The organism is uncultured Ramlibacter sp., from assembly GCF_936925435.1.
Classification (GTDB): Bacteria; Pseudomonadota; Gammaproteobacteria; order Burkholderiales; family Burkholderiaceae_C; genus Ramlibacter.
Window position 1 is genome coordinate 121,692 of record NZ_CAKZHQ010000050.1, and the last position, 12,593, is coordinate 134,284.

At 66.8% G+C, this 12,593-nt stretch carries 16 protein-coding genes; 6 read left to right on the forward strand and 10 right to left on the reverse strand.

Annotated features, from left to right (window positions below; all coding sequences use genetic code 11):
* Positions 1–22: 22 nt before the first annotated feature.
* A complete protein-coding gene (locus Q0632_RS20865) occupies positions 23–472 on the forward strand; it encodes a phosphate-starvation-inducible PsiE family protein (protein ID WP_298933837.1) in 450 nt (149 codons plus the stop codon).
* A gap of 156 nt (positions 473–628) precedes the next feature.
* Here the strand turns inward: Q0632_RS20865 and Q0632_RS20870 are convergent, their stop codons facing one another.
* The 7 genes from Q0632_RS20870 to Q0632_RS20900 form a co-directional block, all read right to left on the reverse strand.
* Positions 629–1,750 (reverse strand): putative zinc-binding peptidase, encoded by a 1,122-nt coding sequence (locus Q0632_RS20870; RefSeq protein ID WP_298933839.1) that lies wholly within the window; start codon positions 1,748–1,750, stop codon positions 629–631.
* An 84-nt stretch (positions 1,751–1,834) separates the two neighbouring features.
* Complete coding sequence (locus Q0632_RS20875; protein ID WP_298933842.1) at positions 1,835–2,152, reverse strand: BON domain-containing protein; 318 nt, start codon at positions 2,150–2,152, stop codon at positions 1,835–1,837.
* Between the two features lie 89 nt (positions 2,153–2,241).
* Positions 2,242–2,688, reverse strand: a complete 447-nt coding sequence (locus tag Q0632_RS20880) for a hypothetical protein (protein WP_298933843.1) — start codon at positions 2,686–2,688, stop codon at positions 2,242–2,244.
* Between the two features lie 55 nt (positions 2,689–2,743).
* Complete coding sequence (locus tag Q0632_RS20885; protein ID WP_298933845.1) at positions 2,744–3,118, reverse strand: hypothetical protein; 375 nt, start codon at positions 3,116–3,118, stop codon at positions 2,744–2,746.
* 19 nt (positions 3,119–3,137) lie between these two features.
* Positions 3,138–3,458: a hypothetical protein gene (locus Q0632_RS20890; protein ID WP_298933847.1), complete on the reverse strand. Its 321-nt coding sequence runs from the start codon at positions 3,456–3,458 to the stop codon at positions 3,138–3,140.
* A gap of 75 nt (positions 3,459–3,533) precedes the next feature.
* On the reverse strand, positions 3,534–3,698 hold the full coding sequence (locus Q0632_RS20895) for a DUF1328 domain-containing protein (protein ID WP_298933849.1): 165 nt from the start codon (positions 3,696–3,698) through the stop codon (positions 3,534–3,536).
* Between the two features lie 169 nt (positions 3,699–3,867).
* Positions 3,868–5,193: a CHASE3 domain-containing protein gene (locus Q0632_RS20900; RefSeq protein WP_298933851.1), complete on the reverse strand. Its 1,326-nt coding sequence runs from the start codon at positions 5,191–5,193 to the stop codon at positions 3,868–3,870.
* Positions 5,194–5,341: 148 nt separating this feature from the next.
* Between Q0632_RS20900 and Q0632_RS20905 the strand changes: the two genes are divergently transcribed.
* A complete protein-coding gene (locus tag Q0632_RS20905; RefSeq protein WP_298933854.1) occupies positions 5,342–5,974 on the forward strand; it encodes a response regulator transcription factor in 633 nt (210 codons plus the stop codon).
* A gap of 26 nt (positions 5,975–6,000) precedes the next feature.
* On the opposite strand, the gene Q0632_RS20910 is transcribed toward Q0632_RS20905, so the two are convergent.
* Entirely contained in the window at positions 6,001–6,393 is a 393-nt protein-coding gene (locus Q0632_RS20910) for a response regulator (RefSeq protein ID WP_298933856.1), read from the reverse strand.
* Between the two features lie 261 nt (positions 6,394–6,654).
* On the opposite strand from Q0632_RS20910, the gene Q0632_RS20915 reads away from it, so the two are divergent.
* The 3 genes from Q0632_RS20915 (at position 6,655) to Q0632_RS20925 (ending at position 10,108) form a co-directional block, all read left to right on the forward strand.
* Entirely contained in the window at positions 6,655–6,822 is a 168-nt protein-coding gene (locus tag Q0632_RS20915; protein WP_298933858.1) for a hypothetical protein, read from the forward strand.
* A 7-nt stretch (positions 6,823–6,829) separates the two neighbouring features.
* Positions 6,830–9,028: an AsmA family protein gene (locus Q0632_RS20920; protein WP_298933860.1), complete on the forward strand. Its 2,199-nt coding sequence runs from the start codon at positions 6,830–6,832 to the stop codon at positions 9,026–9,028.
* Between the two features lie 66 nt (positions 9,029–9,094).
* Positions 9,095–10,108, forward strand: a complete 1,014-nt coding sequence (locus Q0632_RS20925) for an Ldh family oxidoreductase (RefSeq protein WP_298933862.1) — start codon at positions 9,095–9,097, stop codon at positions 10,106–10,108.
* Between the two features lie 14 nt (positions 10,109–10,122).
* On the opposite strand, the gene Q0632_RS20930 is transcribed toward Q0632_RS20925, so the two are convergent.
* Together Q0632_RS20930 and Q0632_RS20935 are read right to left on the reverse strand one after the other, a co-directional pair.
* Entirely contained in the window at positions 10,123–10,878 is a 756-nt protein-coding gene (locus Q0632_RS20930; RefSeq protein ID WP_298933864.1) for a HesA/MoeB/ThiF family protein, read from the reverse strand.
* A 90-nt stretch (positions 10,879–10,968) separates the two neighbouring features.
* Positions 10,969–12,366, reverse strand: a complete 1,398-nt coding sequence (locus Q0632_RS20935) for a S41 family peptidase (RefSeq protein ID WP_367181234.1) — start codon at positions 12,364–12,366, stop codon at positions 10,969–10,971.
* Here Q0632_RS20935 and Q0632_RS20940 point away from each other — a divergent pair.
* The coding region (locus Q0632_RS20940) for an NADH-quinone oxidoreductase subunit I (RefSeq protein WP_367181235.1) at positions 12,260–12,593 on the forward strand (334 nt) is incomplete at its 3' end. The two genes, Q0632_RS20935 and Q0632_RS20940, sit on opposite strands and share 107 nt — an antisense overlap.

Genomic DNA, 12,593 nt, shown 5'->3' on the forward strand with positions numbered 1-12,593 from the left:
CCCAACGAGAAACTCATCAGTCATGCAAGAAGAAAAGTCCGCTTCCATCGTCGTCAAATTGTTCGAAAAATGCGTCCTGGTGGCCGCTCAGATCCTGCTCATGGCAGTGATCCTGGCGATGGTCATCGAACTGTGGGCAATGTTCGGGTCCGCGATCTTCAGTCAATTTGGCAGCATCGATTCCGTCCCCGAACTCATGAAGGCGGTACAGAGGGCGTTCTCCGGAGTCCTGCTCATCATCCTCGGGCTCGAGCTCATGGAAACACTGCGTGTGTACTTCAAATCGCATCACATCCGGTTGGAAACCATCCTGGCCGTGGCCATCATTGCCGTCGGTCGCCACGTGATCAATCTCGACGTGGAGCACATGGCGGGCAGTTCGCTCATCGGCGTCGCCGCGGTTGTGCTGGCGCTCACTGGGGGCTATTTTTTGGTTCGAATCAAGGCGGCACGATCCACGGATCAACCTTGATGAGCAGTCGGCCGCGCTCAGGACACGAACTTAAACCGCGCGTTCGAGGGTCTGTCGCGTCCGACAGCAACCGCGAACGACCAGCCTGTCGGCGTCGTACATCAAGTGGTTTCAATATGCCGGTTGGTGACAAGGACTTCGACGAGTAACACCCTTTCAGCCCGCCACGGCGCAGGCCGATGGCGCCGGCGTTGCCGTGGGTTGCGGCAGCGGCGCATGGATCACATCGTGCACGAAACGCAGCTTGTCCAGCGCCTGCGCATGCAGCGCGAAGGGATAGGCATCGTCCTGTCCCAGGCTGCGGTTCAGGCTGTTGAGCAACAGGGTCAGGGGCACCCACTGCTCCACCAGACGGTCGAAGTCGGCACCGGCGCCAAAAGGATTGGTCACTTCGTCCACTTCGTCGGGCGGACTGCCCGGCACCAGCAAGGTGGTGTTGTAGGACGCGGCGGTCTCCAGCAGGTCAACCATGTGCAGGTAGTGGGCCCAGGTCTCGGCCCAGTCCTCCCAGGGATGGGCGGTGGCGTAGGCGCTGACATGCGTGCCTTGCCAACTGGCCGGCGCGCCGCCGGCGTAGTGCGTGGCCAGCGCCTGCTGGTAATCAAGTGTCTCGTCGCCGAACATGGCGCGAAAGGCGTCGACACGGCCGCCGTCGCGGACCAGCCGGTCCCAGTAGTAGTGGCCCGATTCGTGGCGCAAGTGACCCAGCAAGGTCCGGTAGGGCTCGTGCAGGGCGACGCGGCGGCGGACGCGTTCCTCGTCGTCAGCCTCGTTGACGTTGAGCGTGATGACGCCTTCGCAATGGCCGGTCGTCACCTGCTGGCCCGGCAGGTCGGCCAGGAACTCGAACACCGGCCCGTCGCGCTCGCCGTTGGCCGGCGTGGCCTGCACCAGGGTGAGCCGTGCCAGGGTGTAGAACAGCCGCCGCTTGGCGGTTTCCACCCGGTACCAGCGCCGGTGGTTGTCGGCGATGGACAGGTCGGGCAGCAACCGGGTCTGGCGGCAGGAGGCGCACAGGGGATTGGGGTCATCCGCCGGCACGGCGAAGTTGCAGGCCTGGTGGGTGACGTGGTTGTGGCACAGCCGGTACAGCAGCGGCGTGCCCCTGCGCCGGGCCGGGCCCTTGCGCTGCCACAGGCCCTCGCCGTTGGCGGCGGGCTCGACCGAGCACAGGGCCAGCCGGTCGGGCAGGAAGGCCAGTTCACTGCCGCATTGCAGGCATTGCACGTTCTCGAAAAACAGCGGATGGCCGCAGTGGTCGCAGCGGAAGGTTCGCATGGGTTCTCCAGAAAATGGAAAGGCAGGCCAGACTCGCGCCTGCCTGCCTTCCCAGCCCGCAACGGATGCGGGCCGGCGCCTGGCTTACGGGCGCACCGACAGGTTGTTCTTCACCTCGCGCACACCCTTGGTGTTGCGGGCGATGTATTCGGCCTGGGCCTTCTCGGTACTGGACTTGGCGAAGCCCGACAGCTGCACCGAGCCGTTGAGCGTCTCGACCTTGACGGCGCCGGCGTCCACGGTCTTGTCCTCGATGAAACGGGTCTTGACCGAGCTGGTGATGGTGGCGTCGTCCACATAGGCGCCGACGGTTTCCTGGCCGCGGATGACAGAGCAGCCTGCGCCCAGGATGGTGGCGCCGGTGAGGGCGGCGATGGCGGCGAAACGTGCGTACTTGTTCATGATGAACTCCTTGGAAGTTGAATGGTTTTCACTAGTGCGGGTTCAAAAAAAGCTTGCCGGACGGCCGCACCACATCCGCCGGTTTGCATTCATCGGTAGCGCTGGTGGTCTTTCTCGAAATCCGCCGCCGACATGGCCGACATGACCAGGCCCGACAGCTGCGAGGATTTCAGGAGCGCCACCAGCAAGCCGGTGGCAGACACCAGCTTCCAGGGCCTGGCGACCAGCACCAGGGCGCCCAGCCCGGCGGCCACGCCCAGAAACACCACGGGCTTGCGCCGCGCGAAAGAGGACAGCGCCGGCGTCGCCAGCTGCAGCGCCAGCTGGGCCGGGTGGTGGCGCCACCAGCTGCGCGCCGCATGGCGCAGGCCGCCCAACCAGCCACCACGGCCGTTGTCGAAGGGCGTGTCCTCGTCGTCGGGTCCGGCCGCATCGAGGCCATCGTTGGCGCGCTCTTCGCGGCGGCGCGCCTTGCGCCGCACATGTTCGACGATCGCTTGCCGGCTGCGTGCGAGTTTGTCGCTGCCATCGCTCATTCGGAAACCTCCGCGCAACGCGCTGCGGTATTCGCCTTGGGAGCGGCCCAGCGGCTCATGCTCGCGCTCCCAGCGTGCGCAAGGTTTGCGCATCGGCGTCCAGTTGCGCGCGCAGTTCGGCGAAGGCCTGTGAAGGCAGGGGCTTGCGCGCCACTTGCTGCGCGCTGGCGGCCAGCGCCAGCGGCAGCGCCGGGATGAGCACCAGCACCCAATGGAAGCTCCCCTGGAGCACCCCGAGCATCACGGCGACGCCGGCCAGCACCAGAAACACCAGCAGGCTGATCACGGCGACGCCCCAGGCGATAGCGCGACGCGCCACCTCCGTGCCGACGCTGGAAGCTTCCTCGCGCGCCAGCGCGGCGTAGCCCGCCACATGGTCCACGACAAGTTCGGGACGGCTGATCAACACCGAGAAGATCGGATGCACCATGGGGCGGTCCCGGCCGGGCTCAGTAGGACTTGCGGTTGTGGCGGCGCGCGGCGATCACCACGCCGGCCACCAGGGCGCCGATGGCGGCGGCGATCAGCGCCGACTTCACGGGCTGGTCCGATACATAGCGGGTGGTGGCGCCGGCGTATTCGCCCAGGCGTCGTTGCGCGGCCGCGGCAGAGTCGGCCACGCCGTGCAAGCTGCGGCTGGCGAAATCACGAGCGCCCGAGCGCAGTTCGCGCACGGTCTCGCCGGCTTTGTCCAGGGCGTCGCTGGCGTACTGGCGGCCCGCCTCCAGGGAATGCTCGCCGGTCTGGATGGATTTGCTGGTGGTTGTCATGTCGGGTCCTTTGCGTTGGGTGGTGAAGAGAAAGAGCGTGAAAGTGCGCGGGGCAGGGCGCGCGGCAAGGACCGGCTAGCGCTTGCGCAGCAGGCTGACGACGAAGGTGACCACGGCCATGATGACGAAGACGAAGAACAGGATCTTCGCGATCTCGACGGCGCCGGCGGCAATGCCGCCAAAGCCAAACACGGCGGCGATCAATGCGATCACCAGGAATACAACGGCGTAGTGCAACATGTCCATCTCCTTGCGGCGGCGATGCCGCGCGGCGGGCGGCGCGACAACCGCGACGCCATGCAGGCAAGGGTAAGGACGAACCCAGCTGTGGGCGATCAGCGGCCCGCCTGACTGGCTGTCGGCAGGGGAGCTGGTGGCCTGTAGGACGCAGCCGACGGCGCGGCGGTGGTCAGGACGCCGGCAGGTTCTGCGGCAGCACCGCGCTGACGCGCGTGCCCTGGCCCGGCGAGGAGGTGACCGACAGGCGGCCTCCCGCGGCCTCGACCCGGTGCCGCATGCCGGCCAGGCCGTGGGTGGAAGGACGGATCTGGCCGGTGTCGAAGCCCTTGCCGTCGTCCTTCACGTCGACCTCCACATGGTTGTCGTAACTGCGCACGCTGATTTCCGCCTGCTTGGCTTCCGCATACTTGGCCACGTTGGTCAGCGACTCCTGGACCAGCCGGTAGATGGTCAGCTGGCGTGACTCGTCCAGTTCCGCCGGCTCCAGGCTGGTGGTGACCTCGATGCCCGAGTGCTCGGAGAACTCGCGCGCCAGGATTTCAAGCGAGGCCGTCAGCCCCAGGTTGGATAGCGAGGACGGGCGCAGATCCTCGATGATGCGTCGCTTGAGCGCGATGCCGCTGTTGAGGGTGTCAGTCAGGTGCTGAAGGCGCTGGCTGACTTCGGGCGCGGGCGGCCCCAGCCGCGATTTCAGGCGGGCCACATCCAGCTTGGCCGCCGTCAGCAGCGCACCCAGCTCGTCGTGCAACTCGCGCGCCAGATGGCCGCGCTCTTCCTCGCGCACCTGCTGCAGGTGGGTTGCCAGTTCGGCCAGGGTGGCGGTGCGGTCGCGCACCTGGCGCTCCAGCAGATCGCGCTCCTGCTGCAGCGCCTGCTGCTGGCGCTCACCAGCCAGTTTCAGCGCCGTGGTCTGGCGCAGGTACAGATAGAAGGCCAGCAGGCCGGCCATGGCGACGCCGGCGATGCCGATGCGCGACAGCAGCAGCGAGCGGCGCACCTGCACCTGGCTGACCTCGATGCGCGCAGCGGCATTGCCGATGAGCTTGATGGTCAGCTCGCGGATGGCGTCCATCTGTTCCTTGCCCACGTCGGTCAGGAGCACGAACTTCCAGGCGTCCTCATTGCCCTGCTTGCGCATGCGCACCGACAGATCCATCTCGGCCTGCTTGCGCTGCACGTGGTGGGTCAGTTGCGACAGGGTCTTGAACTCGTCTGCGTTGGGCGCGTAGGTCAGCCGCAGCGCGTCCAGGCTCTGGCTGATTTCGGCCAGGGCCGCGTTGTAGGGTTCCAGGTAACGCGGGTCACCGGTCAACAGATAACCGCGCGAGCCGGTCTCGGCATCGAGCACATGCTGGAGCAGGCGGTTCAGGGAGCTGCGGGTCTGCGAGGCCTCGGCAATATCGTTGAGCGCGCCGGTGGATTGGTTGTAGCCGGTCTCGTTGATGCCGATCAGCGCCACTGCTGCCAGGATGGCCAGCACCAGGCTGATGGCCATTTTGGGAAGTGAGTACGAAGGCATCAACGTCCCCCCAAACCACAGCTGTTGTGCATAGAATCCACCAAAAGCATGATCGAAGCGAAGGTCATTTCAGTCCAGGGTTGGGCACAATGGTTTCAAACCAAGGCATCGAAAGAGAACAGACATGATCAAAGTCGGCATTGTGGATGACCACGCCATCGTCCGGTCGGGACTCAAGCAGTTCTTCTCGGAGCAGGTGGATCTTCGCGTCGTGGGCGAAGCGGCGAGCGGCCGAGAAGCCATCGATCTGGTGCGCACCACCGAGCTCGATGTGCTGGTGATGGACCTGTCCATGCCGGGCCAGAGCGGCATCGATGCGCTTGGCATGATCCGCGCCAAGGCGCCGGACGTCGGCATCCTCATCCTCTCGGGCTATCCCGAGGAGCACTACGCGATGAACCTGATCCGCCAGGGCGCCAGCGGTTACCTGAACAAGGAATGCGAGCCGATGGAGATCGTCAACGCGATCCGCACCATCTCGCTGGGCCGCCGCTACATCTCGCCGGCGGTTGCTGAACTGCTGGCCCAGCAGCTCAATCGCAAGGAAGGCGGCGCCCCGCACGAGCAACTGTCCGAGCGCGAGTTCCAGGTCTTTCTCAAGCTGGCCAAGGGCGAGACCGCCGGTGACATTGCCAAGGCGCTGTCGCTGAGCGTCAAGACCGTCAGCACCTACCGTACGCGGCTGATGGAGAAAATGAGTCTGGCGTCCAACAGCGACCTCACGTACTACGCACTGAAGAACAAGCTGATCGACTGAACGGCGCGGCCGCCGGCCGCGCGGCCTCAGGCTGCGGGCGGCGCCGGGTCGCACAGCCGCACGCAGTAGTCCACCAGCGCGTCGATCTCGTTGGACTTGTCGAAGACGGCATCCGCTCCCAGCTGGGCGCAACGCTTGCGCATGTCATCGGTTGCATAGTTGCTCAGCACCACCACGTGCTGATCCGGCCTGCGCTCGCGACAGGCGTCCAGCACGCCCAGGCCGCTGCCCTGCTTGAGAAACAGGTCGATGATCAGCAGCTCCCAGGCGGCGTCGCACTGCTGCGCCAACCAGGTCTTCGCGTCATTTTCGGTTTCCGCCCACCCCAAGGCCTTGACGCAGGCCAGCTCTTCCAGCGTGCCGATCAGGTTCTCACGGATCGTGGCGTTGTCTTCGACGAGATAGGTTCGCAATTCCACAATTTAGGGTCGGCTCAGTGCCGGGCACTTCAATCTCGCGTGGCTGGGGGAAAGCCCTGGCTGGCGCATGTGCCTCGATGGTGTCATCTGGGCCTGGAGATTCTGCCAGCGGGTCCTCGCCGGGCTCGTAGGATGTTTCCTACAGTTTCGGTGTAGGCCGCAGCTGACGATGTGTCACGCGTGCTGCTGACTCCTGCGGACGTGTTCGCCATGCACACTTGCTTGACACAGGGCCGCCGTGGTCCTGCAAGGAGCGGGCAGGTGAAGATGTTCTTCGAAACCATGGTGATTTTTCTGGCCACACTGCTGGCCGCTGCCCTGGTCGCCCTGGGCGAGCCCGGCGGGGCCGAACTGGCCATCGTGAATGCCCTTACCACCACCGCCATGCCTGGCAGCATGCAGCAGGACGCGCTAGGCCAGCCGCGATGAGCAGCGCATGACGCAAACCACGATGACCGCGCCGCGCCCGGTCCCGGCGCGAGTCAAGTGGCTCGCCGGCCTGGCGGCGCTGCTGGCCGCGCTGGTCCTTGTCCTTGTTTTTTTCCCCTGGGACTTGTTGCGCGGCCCCTTGAACCGCTACGTCAGCGAGCGCACCGGCCGCCATTTCGAGATCACGCGCAAGCTGGACGTCCAGCTGGGGCGCACCGTGAGGATCGTCGCAGATGGCATCGAGTTCGCCAACCCGGACTGGGCGCGCGACCCGTATCTGGTCAAGGCCGAGGGCGCGCAGATCGACTTGCGGCTGTGGCCGCTGCTGCGCGGGCGCATCGAGCTGCCCCTGGTGCAGTTGCGCGAGCCGCAACTGGGCTTGCAGGTCGAGGCCGACGGCCGGCGCAGCTGGGCGCTGGGGCGCGACACCTCCGACCCGGCCAACCTGCCGGAGATCGGCGCCCTGGTGGTGGACAGGGGTAGCCTGCATTTCGTCGCGCCCGAACATGGCGCCGACATCCGCGCCGACTTCGCCATTGAAGGCGCGGTGCTGTCCAAGGCCATTGCCACCGCGCCTGCTGCGACGGCGACTGCGACCAGCGTGCAGGACGCGGCGGCAGCAGCGATGCCACTGCGTTTCAGCGCCAAGGGCAGCTTCAAGAAAGACAGCTTCACCGCCCAGGGCCGCACCGGCAATGTGCTGTTCCTGAGTTCGCGGCTGACCACGCCCTTTCCCGCCGAGGTCGAGGTCCGCGCCGGCCGCACCAGCTTGCGTGCCGACGGCTCCATCCTGAGTGTGGCCAATCTCGATGGCGCCACCGCCAACGTGCAACTGCAGGGTGAGAACCTGGCCGATCTATACAAGCTCTTGGGCGTGGTGCTGCCGGAGACACCGCGCTATGCGCTGCGCGGCACCCTGAGCAAGCAAGGCCAGGTCTGGCAGGTCCGCCAGATCAACGGCAAGCTGGGCAATTCCGACCTGGGCGGTGACCTGGACTTCGACCGCTCCGGCCAGGTGCCTCTGCTGCGCGGCAAGCTGCAGTCCCGTGCGCTGGATTTCGACGACCTGGCGCCCCTGGTGGGCCTGCCCGAGCAGCCGCGCAGCGCCGCCGCCTTGCCGCAGGTGGCGCCGGCGCCGCAAGCGAGCGTGCGCAACGTGGCCGCGACCGAACGCAAGGCGCAGAGCAAGGTGCTGCCAACCGCCACCCTGGACCTGGCGCGCCTAAAGGCGATGGATGCCGACGTGCACTACAGCGCGGCGAAGATGACCCATGTACGCCAGCTGCCCCTTGAGAGCATGGCCATGCAGATCGGGCTCAAGAGCGGTGTGATGCAACTGGACCAGCTCAAACTCGGGGTCGCCGGCGGCAGCATGGCCGGACGCCTGCGCATCGACGGCAACAGCGACCCGGCACTGGCCTCGGTCAACCTGGACGCCCGCTCGCTGGAATTGAGCAAGCTCTTCCCGGGCTTCAAGTTCACCCAGGGCAGTTTCGGCCGCATCCACGGCGATATCGACCTCAGCGGCCGCGGCAATTCGGTGGCGCAGATGCTGGGCAACTCGTCGGGCAATGTCGCCATGCTCATGGGCCGCGGCGAGATCAGCAACCTGTTGCTGGAGTTCGCTGGGCTGGACGGCGCCGAGATCATCAAGTTCAAGCTGGGCGGCGACCGGAGCATCCAGCTGCGCTGCGCTGCCACGGCCTTTGACGTCAACAAGGGCCTGATGACATCGCGCACCCTGATGATCGACACCACCGATACCGTTGTCCATGGCACGGGAACCGTCAACCTGGCCACCGAATCGCTGGACCTGGTGCTGCGGCCGCAACCCAAGGACGCCAGCATCCTGAGCCTGCGCTCGCCGCTGCGGCTGGCCGGCACTTTCGCGCATCCGCGCGCCGGCGTGGACGCCGCTGCGCTGGTCGGGCGTGGCGCACTCGCCCTGGCCCTGGGTGCGATCAACCCGCTGCTGGCCCTGGCCGCCACCATCGAGACTGGCCCAGGCAAGGACGCCGACTGCGCGGCAACCTTGCGCGAAGCCGCTGCCTCCGACAGCGCCTCGCGCCTGGCCAGGGCCGCGCCGCCACTCGCCGGCAATGGCGCTGCGGTGCTGGGCGCCCCACCGGCGCCGGCGACCTCAGCTACCCCGGCTGCGCCGCGCTCGGCGGCCCCGCACTACCCGCTGGACAAGCCGGCACGTTGAAGTGCCGGCGGGCGGCTTGCCGCTTCCCGTACAGTGCGGGCATGCATTTTTTCTTGCTTTCCTGACATGGTCCACTGCTCCCTGGACGAGGCCTGCGCGCTGGCCGAGCGTGCCCTGCAGCGCGCAGGCGCACGCCCCGCGATGGCGGCCAGCACGGCGCGCGCGCTGGTCCTGGCCGAGGCCCAGGGCATCGCCTCGCACGGGCTCACACGTGTTGCCCAGTACGCTGCGCACCTGCGCAATGGCCGAGCCGATGGCGCTGCTGTGGCCCAGGTGGTGCGGCACAAAGGTGCGGCGCTGCTGGTGGACGCCGGCCAGGGGCTGGCCTTTCCGGCCTGCGAGCTGGCCGTAGCCACGGCCATTGCCACGGCGCGTGAATTCGGCGTCTGCTTTGCCGGTGTGCGGGCCAGCCACCATGCGGGCGTGGTCGTCGACCACCTGCGGCCCGCCGCAGCCGCCGGCCTGGTCGGCCTGGGCTTTGCCAACTCGCCGGCTGCCATGCCGGCCGCCGGCGGCAAGCATCCGGTGTTCGGCACCAACCCCGTCGCCGCCATCTTCCCGCGCCGAGCGGCAGCACCGCTGATGATCGACCTGTCGCTGTCGGAGGTGGCGCGTGGCAAGCTGCTGGTCGCGGCCCGCGAAGGCCGGGCCATCCCGCCCGGCTGGGCGCTCGACAAGCACGGCCAGCCCACCACCGATGCGCAGGCGGGCCTGGAGGGCTCCATGCTGGCACTGGGCGCGGCCAGCAGCCCCAAGGGCGCGATGCTGGCCCTGGTGGTGGAGCTGCTGGTCACCGCGCTGACTGGCGCCCATTTCGGCTTCGAGGCGTCCTCGTTCTTTGTCGATGAGGGCAATGCACCGGGCATAGGCCAGGCCTTCCTGCTGATCGACCCGGGCGCGCTGGCCGGGACCGACGCCTACTTCGAGCGCATGGAAACCCTGGTGGACGAGATGCTGGTGGACGATGGCGTGCGCCTGGCCGGGGCGCGGCGGCTGGCGCTGGAGCAGCAGGCGCGCGCGCAGGGTCTGCAACTGTCCGAGGCGCTGCTGGCGCAGCTGCGGGCGCTGTCAGTCGCCTGACAAATGTGAGGCGCCTACGGCGCGCGCCGGCTGCAGACCGGGCAGGCGCTGTCACGCGGGATGCGCAGCTCGCTCCAGTCCATGGAGCGCGCGTCCAGCATCTGCAGGCGGCCCGCCAGCGACGTGCCCGTGCCGCTGAGCAGCTTGAGCGCCTCGGCCGCCTGCATGGCGCCGATGATGCCCACCAGAGGCGCGAACACGCCCATGGTGGCACAGCGCGTTTCCTCCACCGCCTGGTCCGGCGGGAAGACGCACGCATAGCAGGGTGAGGCTGGCGAACGCGTGTCGTAGACCGTGAGCTGGCCGTCGAAGCGGATGGCCGCGCCCGACACCAGGGGCTTGCCGTGTCGCACGCAGGCGGCGTTGATGGCCTGGCGGGTGGCGAAGTTGTCGCTGCAGTCAATCACCACATCGGCGGCTGCGGTGAGTTCGCCCAGCATCGCCGCATCGGCGCGCGCGACCACCGGCAGCAGTTCAACCTCGGGGTTGAGGGCACCGACCGCCAGGCGGGCCGATTCGGCCTTGGCCAGGCCGACGCGCGCCGTGGTGTGGGCCAGCTGGCGCTGCAGGTTGGTCAGGTCCACCACGTCGTCGTCGACCAGGGTGATGCGGCCGACGCCGGCCGAGCCCAGGTACAAGACCACTGGCGAGCCCAGGCCGCCCGCGCCGATGACCAGCGCATGGGAAGCGGCCAGCCGCTCCTGGCCCTCGACGCCGATTTCATTGAGCAGGATATGGCGCGAGTAACGCAGCAGCTGGTCGTCGGTCATGGCGCGATTGTGCGGTAACAAGAAAAAAGCCGGCTTGCGCCGGCTTCGTCTGGATCCCGGCCTGCGCCGGGATGACAGGCCTGCGGCCTGTCAATTTTCTTTCTTCTCGTCCTTGCGCTCGATCACCTGGGTCTTGCTGATCAGCACCGGGCGGCCCTTGAGCTGGTTGATGGCCTGCGCCAGCTGGAAGTCCTTGTCGGTACCGAACTCGGGCACCTTGCGCTCGGCCACCGGCTTACGGGCTTCTTCCTCGGCCTTCTTGCGGGCCTCTTCGCGCAGCTTGTCGCGCGCCGGGTCCTTGACCTCAGCGCCCTGGCCGCTGCCCAGGTGCTTGTCCAGGTCGGCCTCGCGGGTGCGCAGCAGCGAGAACACATTGCCTTCCTCGCTCTCGTCGATCATCACGTCGGGCACGATGCCCTTGGCCTGGATCGACTTGCCGCTGGGCGTGTAGTAGCGTGCGGTGGTCAGCTTCAGGCCGGTGTCGGGGCCCAGCGGGCGCACCGTCTGCACCGAGCCCTTGCCGAAGGTCTGGCTGCCCAGGATGGCGGCGCGCTTGTGGTCCTGCAGGGCGCCGGCGACGATCTCGCTGGCCGAGGCCGAGCCTTCGTTGACCAGCACCACCAGCGGCACCGTCTTGAGGGCGGCGGGAAGCCGCTTGAGCGGGTCGTTGTTGCCGCGGCGTTGGTAAAACTCCGGGGCGGCTTTGTAGGTGAATTTGCTTTCGGCCAGTTGGCCGTTGGTGGAAACCACCGTCACGTTCTCCGGCAAGAAAGCGGCTGAAATCGCGACCGCGGCATCCAGCAGGCCACCCGGGTCGTTGCGCAAGTCCAGCACCAAGCCTTTGAGGCCAGGGTCTTGTTTGTAGATTTCTTCGAGCTTGCGCACGAAATCATCGACGGTGCGTTCCTGGAACTGGCTCAGACGGATCCAGGCATAACCAGGCTCGATCACTTTGGCCTTGACCGATTGGGTCTTGATTTCTTCCCGTGTGATGGTGACCGCAAACGTGCGGTTTTCTTCCTTGCGGAAGATGGTCAGGATGACCTTGGTGTTGGGTTCGCCACGCATGCGCTTGACGGCTTCGTTCAGCGACAGGCCTTTGACGGCCGTGTCGTCCACCTTGGTGATCAGGTCATTGGTCTTGAGTCCGGCGCGGTAGGCCGGTGAACCCTCGATCGGTGAGACCACCTTGACCAGACCGTCTTCTTGCGTGATTTCGATGCCGACACCGACAAAACGACCGGTGGTGCCTTCTCGGAATTCTTTGAACGATTTTTTATCGAAATACTGGGAGTGCGGATCCAGGCTGGCGACCATGCCAGAGATGGCATCGGTGATGAGTTTCTTTTCATCCACCGGTTCAACATAATCGGTTTTGACCATGCCAAACACCGCAGCCAACTGTTGCAGCTCTTCCAGTGGCAACGGGGTCAAGGCATTACGCGCCACGGTCTGCAAGGAGACCGTGGTCAAGGCGCCGGCCACCACGCCGGGGCAGGACATCTTTGTCAGCCCGGCGCTGAAGACGCAGCGCGTGCTGGTGAAGGACGAAGACGTGTGCCTGCACTGCGGCCTGTGCGCCGAGCGCTGCCCCACCGGCGCCTGGGACATGCAGAAGTTCCAACTCCGCCTCACGCACGCCGGCCCGGCCTGCCGCGGCAAGACGCTGCCCGCCGCCCCGGTGGCGGCAGGCCCGCCGCCCCCCCCCGCCGCGC